At 41.8% G+C, this 23,274-nt stretch carries 21 protein-coding genes, 2 tRNA genes and 2 rRNA genes (1 of these 25 only partly in view); 1 reads left to right on the top strand and 24 read right to left on the bottom strand.

Translation table 11 applies throughout. The annotated features are described in order from the left end of the window. Positions 1 to 3: 3 nt before the first annotated feature. The 10 genes from purR to metG all read right to left on the bottom strand — a co-directional run bounded on the left by purR (position 4) and on the right by metG (position 10,603). The gene (purR, locus tag ACCB35_RS00305; RefSeq protein WP_044340631.1) at positions 4 to 840 is read right to left on the bottom strand and encodes a pur operon repressor; all 837 of its coding nucleotides are present in this window, start codon (positions 838 to 840) and stop codon (positions 4 to 6) included. Between the two features lie 71 nt (positions 841 to 911). After that, a complete protein-coding gene (gene ispE / locus ACCB35_RS00300) occupies positions 912 to 1,766 on the bottom strand; it encodes a 4-(cytidine 5'-diphospho)-2-C-methyl-D-erythritol kinase (protein WP_374055365.1) in 855 nt (284 codons plus the stop codon). Positions 1,767 to 1,998: 232 nt separating this feature from the next. Continuing rightward, complete coding sequence (locus ACCB35_RS00295) at positions 1,999 to 2,181, bottom strand: alpha/beta-type small acid-soluble spore protein (protein WP_044340633.1); 183 nt, start codon at positions 2,179 to 2,181, stop codon at positions 1,999 to 2,001. A 129-nt stretch (positions 2,182 to 2,310) separates the two neighbouring features. Beyond that, positions 2,311 to 2,580, bottom strand: coding sequence for a biofilm formation stimulator Veg (veg, locus tag ACCB35_RS00290; RefSeq protein ID WP_032085220.1), 270 nt, complete (start codon positions 2,578 to 2,580; stop codon positions 2,311 to 2,313). Positions 2,581 to 3,272: 692 nt separating this feature from the next. Further along, entirely contained in the window at positions 3,273 to 4,166 is an 894-nt protein-coding gene (gene yabG / locus ACCB35_RS00285; protein WP_374055364.1) for a sporulation peptidase YabG, read from the bottom strand. A gap of 357 nt (positions 4,167 to 4,523) precedes the next feature. Further along, a complete protein-coding gene (rsmA, locus tag ACCB35_RS00280; protein WP_374055363.1) occupies positions 4,524 to 5,402 on the bottom strand; it encodes a 16S rRNA (adenine(1518)-N(6)/adenine(1519)-N(6))-dimethyltransferase RsmA in 879 nt (292 codons plus the stop codon). Then, a complete protein-coding gene (gene rnmV, locus ACCB35_RS00275) occupies positions 5,395 to 5,955 on the bottom strand; it encodes a ribonuclease M5 (RefSeq protein WP_374055362.1) in 561 nt (186 codons plus the stop codon). Before rnmV ends, rsmA begins: the two co-directional genes overlap by 8 nt. 119 nt (positions 5,956 to 6,074) lie before the next feature. Continuing rightward, complete coding sequence (locus ACCB35_RS00270; protein WP_253275576.1) at positions 6,075 to 7,307, bottom strand: G5 and 3D domain-containing protein; 1,233 nt, start codon at positions 7,305 to 7,307, stop codon at positions 6,075 to 6,077. 251 nt (positions 7,308 to 7,558) lie between these two features. Beyond that, positions 7,559 to 8,326, bottom strand: coding sequence for a TatD family hydrolase (locus ACCB35_RS00265; RefSeq protein ID WP_044340637.1), 768 nt, complete (start codon positions 8,324 to 8,326; stop codon positions 7,559 to 7,561). A 318-nt stretch (positions 8,327 to 8,644) separates the two neighbouring features. Further along, a complete protein-coding gene (gene metG, locus ACCB35_RS00260; RefSeq protein ID WP_374055361.1) occupies positions 8,645 to 10,603 on the bottom strand; it encodes a methionine--tRNA ligase in 1,959 nt (652 codons plus the stop codon). Positions 10,604 to 11,092: 489 nt separating this feature from the next. On the opposite strand from metG, the gene ACCB35_RS00255 reads away from it, so the two are divergent. Then, positions 11,093 to 11,374 (top strand): AbrB/MazE/SpoVT family DNA-binding domain-containing protein, encoded by a 282-nt coding sequence (locus ACCB35_RS00255; RefSeq protein WP_044340639.1) that lies wholly within the window; start codon positions 11,093 to 11,095, stop codon positions 11,372 to 11,374. Positions 11,375 to 11,456: 82 nt separating this feature from the next. Here the strand turns inward: ACCB35_RS00255 and rsmI are convergent, their stop codons facing one another. From rsmI to ACCB35_RS00185, 14 genes are all read right to left on the bottom strand, one after another. Next, on the bottom strand, positions 11,457 to 12,329 hold the full coding sequence (gene rsmI / locus ACCB35_RS00250) for a 16S rRNA (cytidine(1402)-2'-O)-methyltransferase (protein WP_374055360.1): 873 nt from the start codon (positions 12,327 to 12,329) through the stop codon (positions 11,457 to 11,459). Positions 12,330 to 12,353: 24 nt separating this feature from the next. Then, positions 12,354 to 13,109 carry a tRNA1(Val) (adenine(37)-N6)-methyltransferase gene (locus tag ACCB35_RS00245; RefSeq protein ID WP_374055359.1) on the bottom strand — a complete coding sequence of 252 codons (756 nt, stop codon included), beginning with the start codon at positions 13,107 to 13,109 and terminating at the stop codon, positions 12,354 to 12,356. Between the two features lie 425 nt (positions 13,110 to 13,534). Then, positions 13,535 to 13,909: a DNA replication initiation control protein YabA gene (gene yabA, locus ACCB35_RS00240; RefSeq protein ID WP_299746420.1), complete on the bottom strand. Its 375-nt coding sequence runs from the start codon at positions 13,907 to 13,909 to the stop codon at positions 13,535 to 13,537. A gap of 14 nt (positions 13,910 to 13,923) precedes the next feature. Next, the gene (locus tag ACCB35_RS00235; RefSeq protein ID WP_044340643.1) at positions 13,924 to 14,751 is read right to left on the bottom strand and encodes a stage 0 sporulation family protein; all 828 of its coding nucleotides are present in this window, start codon (positions 14,749 to 14,751) and stop codon (positions 13,924 to 13,926) included. Positions 14,752 to 14,758: 7 nt separating this feature from the next. Continuing rightward, entirely contained in the window at positions 14,759 to 15,742 is a 984-nt protein-coding gene (holB, locus tag ACCB35_RS00230) for a DNA polymerase III subunit delta' (protein ID WP_044340644.1), read from the bottom strand. 17 nt (positions 15,743 to 15,759) lie between these two features. Then, complete coding sequence (locus tag ACCB35_RS00225; protein WP_374055358.1) at positions 15,760 to 16,200, bottom strand: YaaR family protein; 441 nt, start codon at positions 16,198 to 16,200, stop codon at positions 15,760 to 15,762. A gap of 15 nt (positions 16,201 to 16,215) precedes the next feature. After that, positions 16,216 to 16,545, bottom strand: a complete 330-nt coding sequence (locus ACCB35_RS00220; RefSeq protein ID WP_044340646.1) for a cyclic-di-AMP receptor — start codon at positions 16,543 to 16,545, stop codon at positions 16,216 to 16,218. A gap of 175 nt (positions 16,546 to 16,720) precedes the next feature. Then, on the bottom strand, positions 16,721 to 17,359 hold the full coding sequence (gene tmk, locus ACCB35_RS00215) for a dTMP kinase (RefSeq protein ID WP_044340647.1): 639 nt from the start codon (positions 17,357 to 17,359) through the stop codon (positions 16,721 to 16,723). Between the two features lie 18 nt (positions 17,360 to 17,377). Continuing rightward, on the bottom strand, positions 17,378 to 18,793 hold the full coding sequence (locus tag ACCB35_RS00210; RefSeq protein ID WP_374055357.1) for an aminotransferase class I/II-fold pyridoxal phosphate-dependent enzyme: 1,416 nt from the start codon (positions 18,791 to 18,793) through the stop codon (positions 17,378 to 17,380). Between the two features lie 153 nt (positions 18,794 to 18,946). Then, positions 18,947 to 19,147: a sigma factor G inhibitor Gin gene (locus ACCB35_RS00205; protein WP_044340649.1), complete on the bottom strand. Its 201-nt coding sequence runs from the start codon at positions 19,145 to 19,147 to the stop codon at positions 18,947 to 18,949. A 715-nt stretch (positions 19,148 to 19,862) separates the two neighbouring features. Next, positions 19,863 to 19,979: ribosomal RNA gene (rrf, locus tag ACCB35_RS00200) — 5S ribosomal RNA — on the bottom strand. 100 nt (positions 19,980 to 20,079) lie between these two features. Further along, positions 20,080 to 23,014: ribosomal RNA gene (locus ACCB35_RS00195) — 23S ribosomal RNA — on the bottom strand. Positions 23,015 to 23,172: 158 nt separating this feature from the next. Then, a tRNA-Ala gene (locus tag ACCB35_RS00190) sits at positions 23,173 to 23,248 on the bottom strand. Between the two features lie 14 nt (positions 23,249 to 23,262). Beyond that, positions 23,263 to 23,274 (bottom strand) — tRNA-Ile (locus tag ACCB35_RS00185) (it continues 65 nt past the right edge of the window).

The following is a 23,274-nucleotide window of genomic DNA, read 5'->3' as shown; positions in this document are numbered from 1 at the left end:
CCCTTATGGTAGAAATGTTAAATTTGATTGAAAATAATTTCCTTCCGTCAATGAAATCTGTTTATCTATTTCATTCACATCAGACAATTTTAACAATGAAACATAATCATCCACTAGTCGACCATCGATACTATTGGATTCAACTAAAACCCCTATTCCGGATAAAGTAGCCGAGAACTCTTCCAGTAAGTTCTTCATACCGTTGATGGTTCCCCCTGCCTTCATGAAATCATCGACAACCAATACTTTAGACCCTTCCTTCAAACTTCTCTTGGAAAGAACCATGGATTGGATTCTCTTCGATGAGCCGGAGACATAATTGATGCTCACAGTCGATCCCTCTGTTACACGACTATCCCGTCTAACGATGACCACAGGAACATTTAAGTATGAGGCAATTGCATTTGCGATCGGTATCCCTTTTGTCGCTACTGTCATGATGACGTCAATATCCTTCTCAGCAAAAGCGGACGCCAGTAATTTCCCGACACTTTTCATGAGCTGAGGGTTACCCAGCAGGTCAGTCATGTAAAGATATCCGCCTGGCAATAAACGATCTGAGCTTTCCAGATGAACACAAAGCTCATTTATCATTTCTTTCGCTTCCTGACTGTTTACCTTTGGAACATACTTCACTCCCCCGGCTGCCCCGGGAACTGTTTGAACCGTCCCCACACCCCGGCCTTCAAATGTTTCCTTTACAATCGTCAAGTCCTCACTGATGGAAGACTTTGCAGAACCGTACCGTTCAGAGAAAAAAGTTAAAGGAACAAGTTGGTGGGGGCGTTCTAATAAATAATGCGTCATATCAATTAATCGTTCACTACGCTTAAACTTCACCAAAGAAACCTCCTAAATCCGAATATTATAATGTAAATATATCATTAATATACGGATTTCGGCAAGAGCTCTTAATCTCCCAGCATCCGAACCGCGAACACTTGATCACAAAAACCTCTTAAACCATTATAGATTCGATGAAGTCTTGATTCATATTGCACTAATCCATATACCGTTGGGCCACTTCCGCTCATTAGAACAGCATCGGCACCAAAACGCTCCATTTGGTCTTTTATTTGGGCCACATCGGGGTGCATATCCAATGTGACCGATTCAAGTACATTCCCAAGATTGGAGCATATATCATGATAACTTCCATGTTCTAAAGCTGAAACCATGGCGTTTGTATTCGGGTGTGTGATGTTTTTCAGGTCCAAATTTTTATAAACATCTGCCGTAGAAACTCCTATTGTTGGTTTCGCTAAAATAACCCAACAATTAGGTGGAGCAGGTAGATGTTTGATTTTTTCACCTCTGCCTGATGCTAAAGCAGTCCCCCCATATACACAGAAAGATACATCTGAACCAATTTCGGAACCAAGCTCTGCCAGCTCGTCCATACTGAGACCTAGATCCCATAATCGATTTAACCCTTTTAAAGTTGCTGCTGCATCACTGCTCCCGCCTGCTAATCCTGCTGCTACAGGAATGACTTTATCAATGGAGATGGCTACCCCTTTTTTGATATTCAACCTCGTCTTTAAAAGCTGTGCAGCCTGATAGGCAAGATTTCTTCCATCGTCCGGTACAAATCGATTATGCGAGAGAATCTTAATCGTGTCATCGGAAAGATTCGTAAGCTCAATTCTATCTGCTAAATCAATTGTAGTCATAACCATCTCAACTTCATGGTAACCATCTGAACGTTTATGTAAAACATCAAGTGATAGGTTAATTTTTGCCGGCGCCTTCACTAATAACCTCATATCATCACCTTCTTACCAATACTCTTTGTTATATTGTATCATACACTTATTATCGAGGGTGTTAACTTCTAAACATACTCATACAAGTATGTTATTTTATCACGTAAAGTACTGACAGGAAAGAATGACTTGCCATTATTAAACAAGGGCCACCTAAAAAGCACTACACTTTTTTTGGCGGCCCTCTTTATATGGTACTGATAAAAGATGTAATTCTATTGTGTAAAAAGAGTTAGCGAGTACGATCTCCAGATAGTTGCTGACTTGCACGTTCAACTGCACGCTTCACCATATTACCTGCATCCCGTGACGTAATTCCGCCCCATCCATCCTTCTGAACAACCTCGTAGAATCCCAATTCCTGAGCGATTTCTTCTTTTAATTGATCAGACATGATTCCTCTTCTTCTACTCATAGCCTACCTCCTTAAGATGTACCACAGGTTTAGTATGTGTTCAAAAGGACAAAACATAACAAAAAGGGGGAAAACGCTCTCTATGTAAATCATGAAAATCAGACAAATAAAAAAGCAGCAAACGATTGTCTACTGCTGGCTAAAGATGATATTTCCTGTTGCTTCATCATAAAATGTTAATTGAACTGTCTCAGTGAGAACATCTGCATAGCTGTAAGAAACTCGTTCGAACGCATTCTCTTCTTGATCCAGTTGAACAACGAATACAGAAGGATACGTTTCGGCTAGAACACCTGAACGCTCAATTGTTTTTCGACGTCCACCGTTTGCTTTAAGCATTAAACGTTTCCCTAGATTAGAATCAAGGGATCTTTTAATGTCGGCTAATGTTTTTGGCATTTCGCTTCCACCTCACTATAATCAAATATAACACATTATGTAATTTTAGTCAAATAAATTTATTATTTTAACAAGAATCACGAACACCTGTCAATATATTTTATTCAACAAAAAGTACGTTTTTTCTACACACCTAACATTCCCCAGACATTGAGAAATTATGTAAACAATAAAAGCGGAGGCGGCTCGATCAGGCCCGACAAGCATAAGGCGAGTGCATCGGAAAGGCGCTTTTTGCCTTTTTGATGCACTTGACTTATGACCTCGAGGGACTAGCCGCCGGAGCTGGACAACAATAAAAGCGGAGGGGCTTTGCCCAGAGGCGACAAGCATAAGACGAGCATGCCGGAAAGGCGCCCTTTGCCTTTTTGGCATGCTTGACTTATGACCTTGAGCCTCTAAGCCCCGGAGCTGGATAACAATAAAAGCGGAGGGGCTTTGCCCAGAGGCGACAAGCATAAGACGAGCATGCCGGAAAGGCGCCCTTTGCCTTTTTGGCATGCTTGACTTATGACCTTGAGCCTCTAAGCCCCGGAGCTGGATAACAATAAAAGCGGAGGGGCTTTGCCCAGAGGCCACAAGATAAACTCCCTAAAAAACCCACCTTACCAATATATACATCTAAACACCAAATAGACCTTACAATTTACGCAGTAAATTGTAAGGTCTATTGGATTTTTGTCGAACATTCCCTATTCTTCTTCAGTTATTTTATATGGCATCCCAGTACGAAGGACACCCTTCGTCTCGATTCCGCCAAGTCCTTTGTCCCCTGTTAACGTATTACGGATGACGTCCCACACATTAACCGAGTCCTTAAACCCCGTAAAACAAATCTTAGCCACGATATACACTGGATCCAATGCATGAATATTAACTCTGGATGGAGAACTGGCAAAGTTTGCTCCAGCATGAATGAGTGATTCAAAGTGGGATTGACAAGCACCTGCAAAGATCACCAGCTGGTCTAAGTGAGGAGATTTGCTCCGTGCCTCTCTCACTGCCTGAACAAAATACTTAGAATGTCGATATGCGTTAATATCAGCTTTGGCCCCTTTAGCTTTTGAATAGGCATCGTGACCCGTCAATACAATAATATTCGGTCTATATTTATCGATAAGTGGCCCAATTTGTTCAGGCATCTCAGTCTCACTACAGTGAACGCCTTTTACTGGAACACCAATTTTTTCATAAAGATCTAAACACTTTCTTAAATAGCTGGGATCTCCATCAAGATGAAGAACTTTCCCTGGAACTTGGAAATAGTTATAATCGTCTCGATAAGCATTCGTTACTCTATACTCCTGCTTATACTTGAGAAGCTCTATATCCTGGCGGAACAGATCAAGAGATTGTTCCTCCTTTGAACGAAACTCCTGTGTAATACGATCCTGCTCTCTAGGGTCCATCTTCTTCAAATCGTGAAAAGGAGCATCCGCTATTAATCGAAAATCTTCACCATACAGCACCGCCGTTTTTTGACCATCTATCATGCGGATATCTATCACTCGGAATAAAATATCACATTGATATGAAAGACGACCTACGACATCATTGATATCGATATTCACATCCGTCACTCCCATGGGCTAAACATTCGTTGATAAATCAAAAAAAGGAAATAAATAAGCCGAGGAGAATCAACGTTTGTCTTATCCCTCTCAACACGTTCCTTATCATCAATTAAGTAAATATTCCCTGTGATAACCTATGCAACCCAAGAGTATTCGGTGTCAAGAAAAGCGGAGGCGGTTCGTTCAGCCCCGACAAGCATAAGGCGAGAACACCGGAAAGGCGCCTTTTGCCTTTTTGGTGTTCTTGACTTATGACCTCGAGGGGCTAACCACCGGAGCTGGACACCAAGAAAAGCGGAGGCGGTTCGTTCAGCCCTCAAAACAAAAAATGACTAAACGCATAAGAACGTTTAGCCATCTAGCCAGGCTTTATTTAAAGTTCGGGTACAACGCATCACTCAATAGCCCGAATTCCTGTATCGTCAGTGTTTCTCCTCGACGAGTGGGTTCTACCCCGGCTACAGATAAAGCTTCAAGGATCAAGTCTTTCTTTTCTTTCCCTTGAGGAAGCTGACTGCTTAAATTGTTCAAGATCGTCTTTCTTCTCTGAGCAAAAGAAGAGCGGGTCACGGTAAAGAAGAAATCTTCGCTGATGACCTCGACAGGAGGCTTCTCACGCTTCGTTAAACGGATGACGGCTGAGTCCACATTAGGCTGCGGCATAAAGACCGTTTTCGGGACAGTCATGACCATCTCGGCCTCTGTATAGTACTGTATAGCAATCGAAAGTGAGCCGTATGCCTTCGTGCCGGGTTGAGCTGAAATGCGGTCTCCTACTTCCTTTTGAAGCATGACACAGATCCCTCTGATAGGAAGACGCTCCATCAACAGCTTAAGAATGATGGGTGTAGTGACGTAATACGGGAGATTGGCCACAACCATAATATCGTCGAACCCTTCAAACTCTTTGTTAATAATAGCTTCGACATCCGCCTCTAATATATCTTCATTGATGATTTTCACGTTTTTGTAAGGGGATAGTGTATCATCCAGAATGGGAATCAGTCGCTGATCGATTTCGAATGCGACGACTTTTCCTGAGGTACGCGCAAGATGTTCTGTTAACGCACCGATTCCAGGTCCGATCTCGATGGCTGCGGTCTTCTCAGATAACCCTGCATATTCCGTTATGTTCCTGAGGATGTTAGGATCAATCAAGAAGTTTTGACCAAGGCTCTTTTTAAACGAGAAACCATACTTACCTAATATCTCTTTCGTGCGTATCGGGGTGGCAATATCTTTATGCATTTTCTTCCTCCTGAATAATTTCCATTAAAGCTTTTTTAAATTCATCTTTTTGAATATTGAACATCCTTAATCTTTTGTGCAGCTGTTTTCCATTAGTGTATCCGATTCTAAGTTTCTCACCAAGAGCAATTCTTCTATCTTTCGCCTGGGAACTGCCAATTAAACCAGCATCAATGAGATCTTCTTTCGAAATGACCTCTTCCTGCTCAACATCAAGCACATGAGCCTCTCTTAAAGACTCTCTTATGATATCTGGCGAAGCATGTTCTACTCCTATTCCTCTCCCTGACTTTGGCAGCGCATCCTTCTTATGTACAAAGGCATGCTTACAACCCGGCACCGCTTCACTCACAATCTTCCTGATACGTTCACCCGGGTAATCCGGATCGGTAAAGATGATCACGCCTCTTTTTTCCTGGGCGTGTTTTATTTTCTCTATAGTAGCCGGAGACACAGCAGAACCATTTGTTTCAATCGTATCTGCATTTACAGCACGTTGAATGGCTACTGTATCATCCTTCCCTTCCACTACGATGATTTCTTTAATTTTCATAATTCCTCCAAAAAAATTGAAACATTTCTGCTTTCATTTGCGTCTAATCATTGAAGACCTAAAGCTATTATAACGGTTTTAACCGATAAATAAAAAAAAGCAGGAGAACACCCCTGCTCTTAGTTTAATATTTTAACTTTTATTGTTTTTCTTCCCCAGCGATAGGCGTCTGATTTAGACGGGAAGAATACATCAATTTTGTTCCCTTTGATTGCGCCACCTGTATCTGCAGCTACGGCATACCCATAGCCTTCTACGTATACCTTTGTTCCTAAAGGAATGACAGAAGGGTCTACTGCAATCACTTTAACGTTCGGATTTGATTTTAAGTTGATTCCTGTAGCCGTATACCCAGAGCATCCGTTACATGATGCTGTATAAGCTGTAGAACTTACATAAAATTCTCTTCCTCCACTTGGGGCGGCTGAAGCTGAGGCAGATGAATTAGAAGATGAACTTCCACGTGAAACTTGAGCCACTAAAACCTTTGTTCCGACATTAATGATCTTATCCTGGCTTTCTTTCACTACCTTTTCACTAACTAATTTTCTGGAAACCTCTTTGCCGTTTTCTTTCACAACTTCAAATTTCTTTTCGATCAAGCCGTTTTTACCTTCTTGAACGACCTTCTCTTTTCCTTTTGAAAGATCGGAATCCTTTTTGGAAATAACGGTGAAATCCTTTGTCTCTTCCACTACATCGGTGACTTTTTCAACTCGAACGACATTTACGACATCATTTGCTTTAACAACTTTGTCTAAACTTGGTTCAACACGGTCTGAATCTTTTAGTGTAATTCCTTGTTGCTTTAAAAAGTCAGCGACCGTAGTCGAAGTAGACCATACCTTCTGTTCTTTTCCACCGTTCACTAGCTTAAGTGAAAATGCGGTATCAATCTTGACATTCATATTCCCTGTTACTTTTTCTGATAAGCCGGGTTTGACCTTATCATGCTCCCCTACTTTAATTTCATTTTCAGAGAGTAATTCCTTTACTGTATCAGCAGTCGTCCAGACTTTTTTCGTCTGATCCCCTACTACTACTTCTACCTGTTTTGCCGGTTCCCAAACAATGTTCATGTTATTTGAGACCTTCGTATTCCCCGAGGGGTACAAATAGTCTTCTGAGCGGGTTGAAATCTCTAATTCTTTTAATATATCTTGAATAGTATTTGCATGCGTCCTAATCTCTTTTTGCTCGCCGTCTAGGGTCAATGCCACAGTGTTTTTGGATCCTTCATAAAAAAGAATTCCGAATACAGCTGCAGATGTTACCAATGTTCCGATTGTAACAATCCATTTCCTTCGACTCAAAGACTTGGAAAACAGGCTTTTCATGGTTTTAAAGTTCATGAAAAACGCCTCCTTTTCTCGGAGTGATTATATAGAGTAATCCAGTGACTGTCAACCCTTACTTCTTTTAACTTAATCTAGCAAAATATTGAAACCCGGGGGAACACAAAACATATTATCCACAAAAGAAGAGAAAAAGAAAAGAGAGAGTTATCGACATGATTATCCTATGAAAGCAGAAACCTATGTAGAACTTTTTGTTTTTACTTGCTATTAGGACAAGCTCCCTCAATTCTCGACAAAGAATATTGTCAGTTTATGTTGAACAATTTTTTCGCATTTTCGGTTGTTATGTTCTCTACTTCTTTTAATGATACTTCTTTAAGCTCCGCAATCTGTTCTGCTACCAGCTTCACATATGCAGGTTCATTTCGCTTTCCTCTGTTCGGGTGAGGTGCTAAATAAGGACAGTCTGTTTCGATCAGAAGCTTTTCTAACGGAATTTCTTTAGCTACTTCTTTTGGCTTTTTCGCATTTTTAAAGGTTACGGGACCTCCCAGGGAAATGTAGAAATTCATATCCACACATTCTTGAGCAATTTCAGGACTTCCGCTGAAGCAATGCATGATCCCTCCAACTTCCTCTGCTCCTTCTTCCCTAAGGATATCTACTATATCTTGAGTGGCATCACGGTTGTGTATAATAATTGGGAGCTTTACCTTTTTAGCTAAGTGAATTTGTTTTCGAAACACTTCTTTTTGAACATCTTTCGGTGATTTATCCCAGTGATAATCGAGTCCCATCTCCCCTATTGCAACTACTTTAGGGTGACTTGAGAGCTCTTCGATCCAAGCTAAATCTTCATCCTTCATATCAATTGCATCCACTGGGTGCCAACCGATGCTGGCATATAAAAATTCATATTGCTCAATGAGCTCCATCGCCCGGTTAATCGTAGGCCTATCAAAGCCGACTACAACCATATTTTCAACTCCAGCTTCTCTTGCTCTTGAAATAACCTCCTCCAGATCTTCGTCAAATTGTTCAGCATTCAAATGAACATGTGTATCAAATAGCATGTAAGACACTCCTTGTAATAAAGATAAGTTTAATATAAAAAAACATGACAAGCATCACATTCATGTAACATTAATATTACATATTATGGGTTCTATGGATATTTTTTATTAATGCTGTTTCGTTCGCAGTTCTTTTTCATTCTATCTATTATAGTAACAGATCCAAAATAATCTGATTCTCACACTATCATCGTTATATAAGAATAATAAGACAATAAAACTATCACCATAACTAATATATTCATTCAATTTATTCATTATATAAATATAGTAAAGGGATGTTCCACGTGGAACATCCCTTTACTTGTAAAATCATGATTACTTAACTTTTGTACCGTTTGGTAAAGACTGATCTATCGTTGCAAGAGACAGCGTTCCATTTTCTTCACCAGCAAGAATCATTCCTTGTGAAAGTTCTCCACGCAATTTTACCGGCTTCAAGTTTGTCACACAGATCACTTTTCTCCCAACCAGGTCGTCAGGCTGATAGAATTTAGCAATTCCTGACACAACTTGTCGTTTTTCAAAGCCAAGATCCAATTGCAGCTTTAGCAGTTTATCCGCTTTTTTAACCGGCTCAGCTCCAATGACCTCCGCTACTCGAAGTTCAACTTTCATGAAATCATCGATTCCGATTTCCTCTGATTCTTCTTTAGCAGGCTCTTTCTTTTCTTCAACAGCAGGAGCCGACCCTTGCATTTTCTCTTTGATGAAGTTAACCTCTTCCTGGAGTTCAAGTCTCGGGAAAATTGGTTCTCCTTTTTTCACTACTTCAGTTCCTGCGGGAATAGCTCCGAAACTCTCCAAGCTTTCCCATGTGTGCATTTTTTCATCGTGAAGGTTCAATTGTTCAAAAATCTTCTTAGGAGTTCTTGTTAAGAATGGTTGTAAAAGTACAGCGACTCTTCTTAATGATTCAGCTAAATGACTCATCACACTGCCGAGCTCTTCTTTTTTGCTTTCGTCTTTAGCAAGTGCCCAAGGCTGAGTTTCATCAATATATTTATTCGTGCGGCTGATTAACTGCCATAGGCTGGACAAGGCTACAGAAAACTCCATGTTTTCCATTGCTTCTTCATATTTATTCACTGTTTCAACGTTCATATCCACCAGGGCTTGATCGAATTCACCGTTAGAATCAACATAGGTTGGAATGACTCCATCAAAATATTTATTGATCATGGCCACTGTACGATTTAACAGGTTTCCTAAGTCATTTGCTAAGTCGAAGTTGATGCGTTCAACAAATCCTTCTGGCGTAAAGACTCCATCAGAACCGAATGGCACTTCTCTTAACAGGTAGTAACGAAGTGAATCAAGGCCGTAACGATCAATAAGCGTAACAGGATCGACTACATTCCCTTTCGATTTAGACATTTTCCCGTCTTTCATCAGAAGCCATCCATGAGCGAAAACCTTCTTTGGAAGCGGAAGATCTAATGCCATTAACATGATCGGCCAATAAATCGTATGGAAACGAACAATCTCCTTCCCGACCAAGTGAACATCCGCAGGCCAGTACTTTAAGTAATTCGTATCTTTTTCACTGCCGTAGCCAAGGGCTGTAATATAGTTGGAAAGGGCATCAATCCATACGTAAATGACATGCTTGGGATCTCCCGGTACTTTCACTCCCCAGTCGAAGGTTGTTCTTGAAACAGCCAAGTCTTCTAAACCAGGCTTGATGAAGTTATTCACCATCTCATTCTTACGGGATTCAGGCTGAATGAACTCAGGGTTTTCTTCATAGTAAGCAAGGAGGCGGTCAGCATATTTGCTCATTTTGAAGAAGTACGATTCTTCCTTCACTTTTTCAACGGGTCTGCCGCAATCAGGACAGTTCCCGTTTTCTAGTTGACGCTCAGTAAAGAAGGATTCACATGGTGTACAATACCAACCTTCATACTGGTCCAAATAAATATCACCTTGTTCGACAAGCTGATGGAAGATCTTTTCCACGATATCCTTATGACGCTTCTCTGTAGTACGGATAAAGTCATCATAAGAAATATCCAATTTCCCCCATAAATCTTTAATTCCACTAACGATCCCGTCCACATATGCCTGAGGAGTAATCCCTTCTTCCTGAGCTTTACGTTGAATTTTCTGTCCATGCTCGTCCGTTCCTGTCAGGTACATAACATCGAATCCACGCATTCTCTTATAACGGGCCATCGCATCTCCAGCTACTGTGGTGTATGCATGTCCAATATGTAAATTTCCACTTGGATAATAAATCGGTGTTGTAATATAGAAGGTGTTCAACTTTTCTTCCACTTTCTGTTCCTCCTCTTTTTTATCTACCCCCATAAAGCCATAAGGGCATCCGTATGGTTTATAGTGGCATAATTGTTACGTACATCCATTATCTGCGCCTTACCTATCATCTTAACCTCTTATCTCATCAAAATATACCTAAAATATAGGGTTTCTGCAACTAAACAATGTTGAATATTGGTTTTGTCGAAACAAGTGTGGGTTTTTGTCTTATTTTGTCGAATAGATGGATGTCATAAAGATAATTCGACATTTCTCTTCTTTATTACTTTCATTACAATAATATTCAATTGGTAATACATTTTTTTACAACAAAGCGTAAAGCTTATTAAAACAGCACTTTTTTATCCATTTTTTCTTAAAAATTTACAGATATAATTATTGACGATATTCCTATTCGTTGGTATGATAGAAACATCAAAAGAAATTTGTCGAATATTGACGAACTAGATAGAGATATAAATATTTATTTTTGGAGGAGATTTTCAAATGAAGTCTACAGGTATTGTAAGAAAAGTTGATGAATTAGGTCGTGTCGTTATTCCAATCGAATTACGTCGTACATTAGGTATTGCTGAGAAAGATGCACTAGAAATCTATGTAGATGACGAAAGAATCATTTTAAAGAAATATAAGCCAAGCATGACTTGCCAGATCACTGGTGAAGTTTCTGATGACAACATCAAGCTTGCTAACGGTAAATTGGTTCTTAGCCGTGAAGGTGCAGACCAATTACTAAAAGAAATCCAGGATTCACTACAAACGAAATAATTTGTTGTTGATATATCAAAGGACTGAGTCGACTTAGACTCAGTCCTTTTTTTATTTATTGATTTTGCATCCCTGAATCTTTTTATTCAACATGATAAGCTTGATATACTTCCCGTTTTGGAAGGGATCGTTCTTTAGAAACTTGTTTGATTGCCTCCTTAGAGGACAGGCTCTTTTCATTTACATAGTATTGAACATGCTCTTGAAGTGAGAAGCTGCTCCACCAGACGTCTTCCTCTTCTTTTTCCAACGGACCTGCTCCTTCAATCAATAAGCAGAATTCGCCTCGTACTTCTCCATCGTTTGCCCATTCCATTACTTCTTCCAGGGATCCACGGATGAATTCCTCGAACTTCTTCGTGAGCTCACGACAGATGACAATATGTCTATTTCCTAAAGCCGCATATAATTCTTTTAATGTTTCTTTTAATCTGTGCGGTGATTCATACAGGATAAATGTATCTTCCAACGATTTTAGTGTTTCAAGCTCAGCTCTTTTGTCTTTTTTACCTCTATGTAAAAATCCATAGAAATAAAATGGCTGGGGACTTAAACCTGAAGCGATCAGAGCCGTGAGAGCGGCGTTCGCCCCCGGCAATGGAATGACAGCAATTTCGTGATCGATTGCTTCTTTTACCAGTTCGTAACCAGGATCTGAGATCGATGGCATTCCTGCATCACTGACAAGGGCAACGAGCTCGCCTCTTTCCATTCGTTCAATCAGCTTCGGCCCGCTCGTTTCTTTGTTATGCTCATGATAACTAATGATAGGCGTATCAATTTCAAAGTAATTACATAACTTTTTCGTGTTTCTTGTATCTTCAGCTGCGATCACTGTCGCTTCCTTCATCATTCGAATGGCGCGAAACGTCATATCCTCTAAATTCCCGATCGGTGTAGGAACAAGATACAAGCTTCCTTTGTCACTATCTTGAAAGCTTTTTTGTTGGTTCATTGAATAGCTCACCTTCTCATTTCGTTAGTCCTTATCATCATTCTTTCCAAACAGCATATCATATACTTCCTGTGAATATTTGTTATGTTCATCATACACATAAAGGGGAGGAAGAATTTTTAGGTCTGGTTTCCCATCTTTTATTCCTTCTATTAAAATGGTGTTGGCTTCTCTTCCTGGCTTCGGATATACAAAGCGCAGCCTTTTCGGCTCGAGACGATGCTTCCTCATTAACGATAGGATGTCCATCAATCGGCCTGGACGATGGACGAAGGAAGCTTTTCCTCCTTGCTTCAGGAGATAGCTTGAAGCTTTAATGGTATCCTCAAGAGAACATAAGATTTCATGACGGGCAATCGCATAGTGCTCGTTTACGTTTCTTTTATCACCGGGAGGAGTATTAAAGTATGGAGGATTACAGGTTACGACATCATAATGTGAATGATGAAGCAGCCGATCGATCTCCTTCACATCCCCGAGCTTCATCGATATTTGATTTTGACGATCATTATACTCGATACTTCTTTGTGCCATATCAAATAATCGTTCCTGGATCTCCACACCTGTGATGTCCACATTGGTTCTCGCACTTAGTAATAAGGGGATGATGCCGTTACCGGAACATAGATCAACCACTTTCCCTTTGTGAATCGGTAAATAGCTGAAATGGGCCAATAGGACAGCATCTGTTGAAAAGGAGAAAACAGATGGACTTTGAATGATCCTCATATTTTCAGCCAATAAATAATCTAAGCGTTCATCTTCTTTTAACTCGACCATGCCTTTCCTCCACTTTTTCTTCTATTATATGTAGTTTCTAAAGTTTTTAAATGGGGGGGACTATTGTCGCCCCTGGGCAAAGCCCCTACGCTTTTCGATTTGTCCAGCTCCAGGGCTTAGGGGCTCGAGGTCATAAGCCCATTCTGCCAAAAAGGCCAAATACGCCTTTCCGGCAGACTCGTCTTATGCTTGTCGCCCCTGGGCAAAGCCCCTACGCTTTTCGATTTGTCCAGCTCCGGCGGCTAGTCCCTCGAGGTCATAAGCTAAATTGGCCAAAAAGGCAAAAAGCGCCTTTCTGGCCATTTCATCTTATGCTTGTCGGGCCTGAACGAGCCGCTTACGCTTTTCGATTAAAAAGGACCAATCCCACTACATATGGATCAGTCCTTTCTAATCTGTATTCTTTTCAGAAGAATGAAGTGTTCTTATTTCTTGTTTAAGAAAGAAAGACAGAATAAGCAATCTTCATCCTTCCGGGGACTTCCGAAGTGTATATTACAAATATGAAATCCTTCCTGGTATAATCGAGCAAGGTTGTCATACCCTTCTCCAATATCCAGTGTTTTATCTTCTAAGTCTGACTCACTCGTTGTACCCGCATCGCTGTTTGTTTGTACCTTTTTTGGTGAGTTCTCTGTTTGTTCCAGTCTGCGGCGCAAATGCTCATTTTCAAGCTTCAGAGAGTTATTCTCTTCTAGCATTTCAGCTAGGCATTGTTTGAGCTCACCTAATTGATGATATAGATGACCAATTTGTTGTTCCATGTTACTGACTGAATCAAAGAACTCTTTTTTATCCACGACACTACACCCCGTTACTCTGTGGCTTGGAATGATACGGCACCCGCGTTCATAATTTCATCTAATGTGAATTCCAGAACCCGCTCTTCTTCTTTAATTTCCACTTGAAGAATACGTTCCAGAATATTAAGACCTACCACTTTACCTTTTCCATGAGGTGTCTTAATCACTTCTCCGATATCAGGTAATTCTTCTTTTGCTGCTTCATACTCATCGTTCTCGTATTTCAGACAGCACATTAATCGACCACATAAACCTGAAATCTTCGTTGGATTAAGGGATAGATTCTGATCCTTCGCCATCTTAATGGATACCGGTTCAAAATCCCCTAAAAAGGTTGAACAACATAGCATGCGGCCACAAGGACCAATACCACCTAGCATTTTCGCTTCGTCTCGAACGCCAATCTGACGAAGTTCTATGCGCGTACGGAAAATGGAAGCTAGATCTTTTACCAGCTCTCGGAAATCAACTCGTCCATCAGCCGTAAAATAGAATATGACTTTATTTCGATCAAATGTATATTCTACATCTACCAATTTCATATCTAATTGATGCTGATTAATTTTATCACAACATACATTGTAGGCTTCCGTTGCAGATGATTTATTCTCATCTACGATTAAACGATCTTTTTGATCAGCGATACGAATCACTTTTTTCAATGGAAGCACAACATCGTTTTCTCCTACTTGCTTTCTCTCTACGACTACTTTTCCAAATTCGACTCCGCGGACGGTTTCAACGATCACATAGCAATCTTTGTGAATATCCAATTCACCCGGATCGAAATAATAGATTTTACCCGCTTTTTTAAAGCGTACTCCTACAACATCGTACAAAGGACCATCACCCCTGCAGTTTTAGCATAAGCTGTTCTACTAGCAGCTGCGAATTCATATTGGCGTTTAACTTGCGTTTTGCTTCAAGTATCGCCGTCATATTAGTAGAAAGACGATTTGTGGATACTTGAAGTGCGTTTGATTTCCAGTTTTCCTTTTGGTCCGGGTACACGAGCTGTTCTTCTTTTCCTAACTGGATATGAAGTAAGTCTTTATATATTAGAAGTAAAAGATCTAATGCTCGATCGACTTGATCTTTTTCTTTGAAGTGCTGTACAAAATCCTCTTGTATTTTGACCATTGCTTGGAAGGGACTTTTCTGGAGGACTTCATATAATTTTAACACTATTATTCTTGCTTGTGCAAACCACTCATTTTGACATATTTCTACAGCTTCCTCATAATGGTTCGTCAAGTTGGATGCAAGGGTTGCTAAATGAGGCTGAACCCCCTCTTCCAATAATTGTTTTGTCAGCTGTTCTTTCGGCAACGGTTTAAAGGATATCGTCTGGCACCTGGAAAGAATGGTGGGCAAAATCCGATGAATATTTTCTGTGATAAGAATCGCCGTTGTATCGGCTAATGGTTCTTCAAGAAACTTTAGTAGGCTATTAGCCGCATTGGCCGTCATCTTATCTCCATGAACGATAATGTAGATTTTCTTCTTGGATTCTACACCGGTTTTCGAAAATTCTTCTTGTAAACTTTTAATCTGATCCTTCTTGATCGAAAGACCGTCAGGCTCAACGACGTGAAGATCCGGATGATTCCCATGATTAATCCTTTTGCAGTTCGAACAGCTTTCACAGGCCTTTCCATCTACGCGGTTTACACATAGCAATGCCTTCGCAAACAGGATGCTCATTTCTTTCTTGCGTGTCCCTTTTTCACCCTCGAATAAATAAGCATGAGCGACACGATCCTTCACGATACTATTTTGAAGCATCTGAAGGACGACGGGCTGAAATGGTTGTATTTCTTCAAACAACATGTCTTAACATCACTCTCTTACATATAAAGATTAATAAGCAATCCCTTTATTTCACCGATTTTCCCCAGTATATCAATGGAGTTCTTTTCTTTATCCAATACATCTTCCGTCAGTTCAACAAGCTGTTGATCGATGGTTTCTACTATATTTAGCTTTCTGCCCTCACCATGCTGATTCCACGTATGAGATTGCTTCAAATCCATCCCGAAATCTACGGCCTCACGGACAAATTTCCTGACCAATGTTTTATATTTAGCAAGATCTTTAAAGGATCTTGCTTTGGCTAAACGACTGCCAGTGTCCTGTATTGTGACAAGCAGTTTATTGAGCTGGTCCATCTGCATTTTCTGATCATGCTTGTAAATAAGCTGACCGAATTTAACTTGACCTGTCCCGTTAGATTTTTGGTCTTTTGCTACTTTATCTAAGGACACCCGATGGTCCTGGTTGATTTTCATAGATTGAACCTCACTTTAAAACTGATGGAATTGCTCTACAGGAAGTACGAATACGGTCGCTCCTCCAACGGCTACTTCCACAGGGTAAGGCACGTAAGAATCTGCATTTCCACCCATAGGGGATACAGGAGCCACCATCTGATCCCGTGACTGACAGTTTTCTTTAATAACCTGTAACGCTTTATCTACACGAATATCTTCTGTACCAATAATGAACGTGGTATTTCCAGACTTCAAAAACCCGCCTGTACTTGCTAATTTCGTCGAACGAAAATTATGTTCCATCAGGGCATTAGACAAACGATTGCTATCTTTATCTTGAACAACTGCCATAATTACCTTCATAAATCAATTCCTCCGTTTTAAAGCCATTTACTTCCTTCTATTATATCATTGAACAGCCCTGGCATACACGCTTCGTATAAAAAAGAGGCAGACTTCTTAGCACCAATTTTTGCTTAAGAGTCAGCCTCTGCCTTTCAATCTATGTTGTTTTACCATTGTGCAGCATAAAAGAGAGCTATGAAGACTTGTTCAGGTAATTCGTTACGATTTTGTAAGCATCAGAAAACACAGCTTCTTTACTTTTGCTTGCATCTATGATTTGAATTCGATCAGGGTATTGTTTAACCAGCTTCTGATACCCTTCCTGAACGCTTTCATGAAAGTCTACGGACTCGAGATCGAGCCGGTTCACTTCTCTTCCATTATGTTTCGCGATTCTCTTTAAGCCTTCTTCAGGATCAATATCAAAATACAGGGTTAGATCAGGCATCTTATCCTCAATCGCAAATTGATTGATGTTCATGACTTCTTCCATACCGATTCCACGCGCATTCCCTTGATACGCAAGAGAACTATCAATAAAACGGTCACAAATCACAATCTTTCCTTCATCAAGTGCGGGAATCACTTTTTCCACCAAATGCTGTCGTCTCGCTGCAGCATACAAAAGAGCTTCCGTCCGTTTATCCATTTCCGTGTTCTTTGTATTTAGTATCACTTCTCTAATCTGTTCAGCAATCGAAATGCCTCCAGGCTCCCTCGTCTGAATGACATCGAAGCCGTCTTGTACTAATTGATTATATAACTCAGTTAATATCGTTGATTTTCCGGCTCCCTCAGGACCTTCAACTGTAATAAACAATCCTTTTGACATATCTTTCCCTCCACTTGCTTATCGGTACACAAACACACGGTTTTCATCTAAACGGTGATGACCTTGTATATTCGCCTGATTCTTTACATACTCTGTTAAACGCTCAATGGCATGAGAGGTGATTCGTTCTCCTGGAATCAACAGAGGAATTCCCGGTGGATAAGGAGTGACCATTCCTGCAGAAATTTCTCCTTCTGCCTCCTCAAGGGCAACGAGAAGTTCATCTTTCTCCTCCATATCTTCAAAGCTTAATGCCAGGGTAGTAAAATACTCATTGCTATTTGATCGATTTGATTCATGATTCGTTATCTTTTCTATTATCGGTTCATTCCCTAATGCCCTACGTATTCGACTGATTGCTTCCTTATAAGGAAACGAAAGATTTTTTTTCAATAAAGGAAGAATCATTAGTATATAATCTGGATCTGCAAGCTCTGAGAATATCCCTTCTGTCTCTAATAACTGTTGAAGAAAATACCCTGTCCTTCCCTCTAACTGAACGACAAGCTTGAGTGGGTCATGAGCCCGGTATACAATTAGCTGAGGATGAATCCCCTCTAATGCCTGTACAAACTCATTGACCACTTTAATATTCTGATCCACATCCCCTTTAGTAAAAGTTCCAACATAGGATCTGGCATAATCAAGGGATGCCATAATTGGATACGATGGACTACTTGATTGTAGCATAGTTAAATACTCTTTTACCTTACGTTCACTCACTCTGGAACTTGATATATGCAAATAAGAACCCATCGTCAGGGCAGGGAGCATTTTATGAGCCGAATGGACGACAATATCTGCTCCGCATTCAATTGCAGACTTCGGAAAAGGTGTACCCAATGTAAAATGAGCTCCATGTGCCTCATCAATGATACACGTCACATCATGTTTATGTAATTCTTCGATTATCTTTTCGATATTAAAAGTGAACCCATAATAAGTCGGATAGGTCAGAACACATGCCTTCACATCAGGAAATGCCTTCAATGCTTCCTTCAAAGCGTCGGGACGAATACCAAGAGCAGTGCCCTCGTTGTTCCATTCTGTTTCTATTAATATAGGCACAGCCTTCGCAAGTTTGATTCCGTTCATTACCGACTTATGACAATTCCTTTGAACGAAAACGGGATCTCCCGGAGAACATGAAGCAAGAACTGCAGCAATATTCCCTACTGTACTCCCATTCACTAAAAAATAACTTTTCAACGTCCCATATACATCCGACAACAAGTCCTCAGCTTCAAGTATCGCCTGATGTGGATCATGCAAATCATCCAATCCGCTTAACTCAGTAACATCAGATTGATAAAATGGATCGCCTTTCATCAATAAACCATTTTTATGACCTGGCACATGAAAAGAAATCGGCTTGGCAGACCGGTGCTTCTCTATCGCTTCAATAAGAGGGGTTCTCGTTTGATCTCGTTTCATTCTCTAAATCTCCTCAAAACAAATATTCATTCATATCGTAACACAACCGTGCAGTTCCATGCGTGAGGAAACGAGGAAAACTTATTGGTGTACGTAAGCTTTGCACGTAAACTATTAATATCAAAAAAAATCATAACCAAGTATACTTCCTGGTTATGAATAGATTTGAGGAGTATTCACTTTTTTTAATCTTTGAACAAACGTTTTATACAAAGGATCATTCGTTTCTGTCTGAACCATTTCTTTCTCACACTCTGTGCAGATAAACGATGTGTATAGATGGATTCCGATTTCCTTTTCAACGTGACAAACGATACACTCTTCTAAAGCCGCCTTACGCTCCGGATTTAACATAGGGCTCTCCACCTCCATACAACCTATTCTGCCTCAAAACCTCAAATTGTATACACCATTTCAAACTTTCGAACTGACAGAATAATCAAGTGTAATTTATCTTATGTTACAATCGCCCAGTCTGTGTATGTCTCTATAAAAAAGATTGTGGAAAAAGATACTGGGGAGATTTAAGTGGGAAATGGTATGGGGCTAAGTTAGTTCAAAAGAAGAGTGGATATGGATTAGTAACTTTCATTGTTTGGGATTTGGCAAGTTAATCATTAATGTGGTTGGGTAGGGGATGTGGTATGTTTGGTTTTGTTGGATAGAAAGCTTTGAAGCTTATAAAATAGGTTGTTTTTTTGTAAAAATGTGACCAAACCTGGTCAATCCCCCTCTTTTTATTGCTGCTATTACCTTTTATTTAGGTATGGCTTTGACTTGATTTGTTATAATTGCGTCGTTTTGGATGGTTATTGCGTCAATTTTTTATTTTATGCGTCGTTTTCGGCCTTTTTTGCGTCATTTTTCCGTTTTATGCGTCGTTTTTCCGTTTTATGCGTCGTTTTTCCGTTTTATGCGTCGTTCACCAGTTATCACCTAATTATTCATAGTGAATACCCGCTGAATTAGATTTTCTGCCCAGCTGTATAGAGGATTGATGTTCAATCCTCGAACTCAGAACTTAATACACAAAAAAGAGTAACTCCTAAGAGCTACTCTTTTCACATTTGCCTGGCGACGTCCTACTCTCACAGGGGGAGATCCCCCAACTACCATCGGCGCTGAAGAGCTTAACTTCCGTGTTCGGCATGGGAACGGGTGTGACCTCTTCGCCATTATCACCAGACAATATTCAATTGAAGGGTTGTTCCTTCAAAACTAGATAAAGAATTGATGTCAAGAAAGCCGAATATCGACCAATGTTGTTCATTTAAAAATGACTCTTTGTGGTTAAGTCCTCGATCGATTAGTATCAGTCAACTCCACATGTCGCCATGCTTCCATCTCTGACCTATCTACCTAGTCATCTTCTAGGGATCTTACTCACATACGTGATGGGAAATCTCATCTCGAGGGGGGCTTCATGCTTAGATGCTTTCAGCACTTATCCCTTCCGCACATAGCTACCCAGCGATGCCTTTGGCAAGACAACTGGTACACCAGCGGTGCGTCCATCCCGGTCCTCTCGTACTAAGGACAGCTCCTCTCAAATTTCCTGCGCCCACGACGGATAGGGACCGAACTGTCTCACGACGTTCTGAACCCAGCTCGCGTACCGCTTTAATGGGCGAACAGCCCAACCCTTGGGACCGACTACAGCCCCAGGATGCGATGAGCCGACATCGAGGTGCCAAACCTCCCCGTCGATGTGGACTCTTGGGGGAGATAAGCCTGTTATCCCCGGGGTAGCTTTTATCCGTTGAGCGATGGCCCTTCCATGCGGAACCACCGGATCACTAAGCCCGACTTTCGTCCCTGCTCGACTTGTAGGTCTCGCAGTCAAGCTCCCTTGTGCCTTTACACTCTGCGAATGATTTCCAACCATTCTGAGGGAACCTTTGGGCGCCTCCGTTACTCTTTAGGAGGCGACCGCCCCAGTCAAACTGCCCACCTGACACTGTCTCCCACCCCGATAAGGGGCGCGGGTTAGAATTTCAATACAGCCAGGGTAGTATCCCACCGATGCCTCCACCGAAGCTGGCGCTCCGGCTTCCAAGGCTCCTACCTATCCTGTACAAGCTGTACCAAAATTCAATATCAGGCTACAGTAAAGCTCCACGGGGTCTTTCCGTCCTGTCGCGGGTAACCTGCATCTTCACAGGTACTATAATTTCACCGAGTCTCTCGTTGAGACAGTGCCCAGATCGTTACGCCTTTCGTGCGGGTCGGAACTTACCCGACAAGGAATTTCGCTACCTTAGGACCGTTATAGTTACGGCCGCCGTTTACTGGGGCTTCGATTCGCACCTTCGCTTGCGCTAAGCACTCCTCTTAACCTTCCAGCACCGGGCAGGCGTCAGCCCCTATACTTCGCCTTACGGCTTCGCAGAGACCTGTGTTTTTGCTAAACAGTCGCCTGGGCCTATTCACTGCGGCTCTCTCGGGCTTGCACCCTACCAGAGCACCCCTTCTCCCGAAGTTACGGGGTCATTTTGCCGAGTTCCTTAACGAGAGTTCTCTCGCTCACCTTAGGATTCTCTCCTCGCCTACCTGTGTCGGTTTGCGGTACGGGCACCTTTTTCCTCGCTAGAGGCTTTTCTTGGCAGTGTGGAATCAGGAACTTCGCTACTATAATTCGCTCGCTATCACAGCTCAGCCTTCACGATGATGGGATTTGCCTCATCATCAGCCTAACTGCTTAGACGCACATATCCAGCAGTGCGCTTACCCTATCCTCCTGCGTCCCCCCATTGCTCAAACGGAAAAGAGGTGGTACAGGAATATCAACCTGTTGTCCATCGTCTACGCCTATCGGCCTCGACTTAGGTCCCGACTAACCCTGAGCGGACGAGCCTTCCTCAGGAAACCTTAGGCATTCGGTGGATGGGATTCTCACCCATCTTTCGCTACTCATACCGGCATTCTCACTTCTAAGCACTCCACCAGTCCTTACGGTCTAGCTTCGCAGTCCTTAGAACGCTCTCCTACCACTGACACCTAGAGGTGTCAATCCACAGCTTCGGTGATACGTTTAGCCCCGGTACATTTTCGGCGCAGAGTCACTCGACCAGTGAGCTATTACGCACTCTTTAAATGGTGGCTGCTTCTAAGCCAACATCCTGGTTGTCTAAGCAACTCCACATCCTTTTCCACTTAACGTATACTTTGGGACCTTAGCTGGTGGTCTGGGCTGTTTCCCTTTCGACTACGGATCTTATCACTCGCAGTCTGACTCCCATGGATAAGTCTTTGGCATTCGGAGTTTGTCTGAATTCGGTAACCCGATGAGGGCCCCTAGTCCAAACAGTGCTCTACCTCCAAGACTCTTACACATGAGGCTAGCCCTAAAGCTATTTCGGAGAGAACCAGCTATCTCCAAGTTCGATTGGAATTTCTCCGCTACCCACACCTCATCCCCGCACTTTTCAACGTGCGTGGGTTCGGACCTCCATTCAGTGTTACCTGAACTTCATCCTGGACATGGGTAGATCACCTGGTTTCGGGTCTACGACCACATACTCATTCGCCCTATTCAGACTCGCTTTCGCTGCGGCTCCGTCTCATCGACTTAACCTTGCATGGGATCGTAACTCGCCGGTTCATTCTACAAAAGGCACGCCATCACCCGTTAACGGGCTCTGACTACTTGTAGGCACACGGTTTCAGGTTCTATTTCACTCCCCTTCCGGGGTGCTTTTCACCTTTCCCTCACGGTACTGGTTCACTATCGGTCACTAGGGAGTATTTAGCCTTGGGAGATGGTCCTCCCAGCTTCCGACGGGATTTCACGTGTCCCGCCGTACTCAGGATCCACTCAAGAGGGAATGAAGTTTCAACTACAGGGTTGTTACCTTCTTTGACGAGCCTTTCCAGACTTCTTCGTCTACTTCATTCCTTTGTAACTCCGTATAGAGTGTCCTACAACCCCAAGAGGCAAGCCTCTTGGTTTGGGCTACATCCCGTTTCGCTCGCCGCTACTCAGGGAATCGCAATTGCTTTCTCTTCCTCCAGGTACTTAGATGTTTCAGTTCCCTGGGTCTGCCTTCCATACTCTATGTATTCAAGTAAGGATATTGTTCCATTACGAACAATGGGTTCCCCCATTCGGAAATCTCTGGATCAAAGCTCACTTACAGCTCCCCAAAGCATATCGGTGTTAGTCCCGTCCTTCGTCGGCTCCTAGTGCCAAGGCATCCACCGTGCGCCCTTCATAACTTAACCGAATTGGTTGTTACATCAGGTTTAAAACCTAAAATGGCGATACTCGGTAATTTCTTGACTATCAATTTATCTTTATCTAGTTTTCAAAGAACAACCATAATCTCAAAAGAGATTATATGGATGGTTATTTTACTTCGCTGACGCTTCGTAAAAAACCTTGGTGGAGCCTAGCGGGATCGAACCGCTGACCTCCTGCGTGCAAAGCAGGCGCTCTCCCAGCTGAGCTAAGGCCCCTTGTATCGAGAATATGGTGGGCCTAA

It is taken from the genome of Rossellomorea sp. FM04394, from assembly GCF_041889765.1.
Classification (GTDB): Bacteria; Bacillota; Bacilli; order Bacillales; family Bacillaceae_B; genus Rossellomorea; species Rossellomorea aquimaris_B.
This window is presented reverse-complemented; position numbering and strand designations above follow the sequence as displayed.

Coding starts and splice junctions, on each gene's coding strand:
- ispE (WP_374055365.1), bottom strand. CDS start 1,766: ATGAGGTTATTAGTGAAGGCGCCGGCAAAAATTAACCTATCACTTGAT.
- ACCB35_RS00295 (WP_044340633.1), bottom strand. CDS start 2,181: ATGAGTAGAAGAAGAGGAATCATGTCTGATCAATTAAAAGAAGAAATC.
- veg (WP_032085220.1), bottom strand. CDS start 2,580: ATGCCAAAAACATTAGCCGACATTAAAAGATCCCTTGATTCTAATCTA.
- yabG (WP_374055364.1), bottom strand. CDS start 4,166: ATGGGAGTGACGGATGTGAATATCGATATCAATGATGTCGTAGGTCGT.
- rsmA (WP_374055363.1), bottom strand. CDS start 5,402: ATGCATAAAGATATTGCCACCCCGATACGCACGAAAGAGATATTAGGT.
- rnmV (WP_374055362.1), bottom strand. CDS start 5,955: ATGAAAATTAAAGAAATCATCGTAGTGGAAGGGAAGGATGATACAGTA.
- ACCB35_RS00270 (WP_253275576.1), bottom strand. CDS start 7,307: ATGAACTTTAAAACCATGAAAAGCCTGTTTTCCAAGTCTTTGAGTCGA.
- ACCB35_RS00265 (WP_044340637.1), bottom strand. CDS start 8,326: ATGCTATTTGATACACATGTTCATTTGAATGCTGAACAATTTGACGAA.
- ACCB35_RS00255 (WP_044340639.1), top strand. CDS start 11,093: ATGAAGTCTACAGGTATTGTAAGAAAAGTTGATGAATTAGGTCGTGTC.
- rsmI (WP_374055360.1), bottom strand. CDS start 12,329: ATGAACCAACAAAAAAGCTTTCAAGATAGTGACAAAGGAAGCTTGTAT.
- ACCB35_RS00245 (WP_374055359.1), bottom strand. CDS start 13,109: ATGGTCGAGTTAAAAGAAGATGAACGCTTAGATTATTTATTGGCTGAA.
- holB (WP_044340644.1), bottom strand. CDS start 15,742: ATGTTGTTTGAAGAAATACAACCATTTCAGCCCGTCGTCCTTCAGATG.
- ACCB35_RS00225 (WP_374055358.1), bottom strand. CDS start 16,200: ATGAAAATCAACCAGGACCATCGGGTGTCCTTAGATAAAGTAGCAAAA.
- ACCB35_RS00220 (WP_044340646.1), bottom strand. CDS start 16,545: ATGAAGGTAATTATGGCAGTTGTTCAAGATAAAGATAGCAATCGTTTG.
- tmk (WP_044340647.1), bottom strand. CDS start 17,359: ATGTCAAAAGGATTGTTTATTACAGTTGAAGGTCCTGAGGGAGCCGGA.
- ACCB35_RS00210 (WP_374055357.1), bottom strand. CDS start 18,793: ATGAAACGAGATCAAACGAGAACCCCTCTTATTGAAGCGATAGAGAAG.
- ACCB35_RS00205 (WP_044340649.1), bottom strand. CDS start 19,147: ATGTTAAATCCGGAGCGTAAGGCGGCTTTAGAAGAGTGTATCGTTTGT.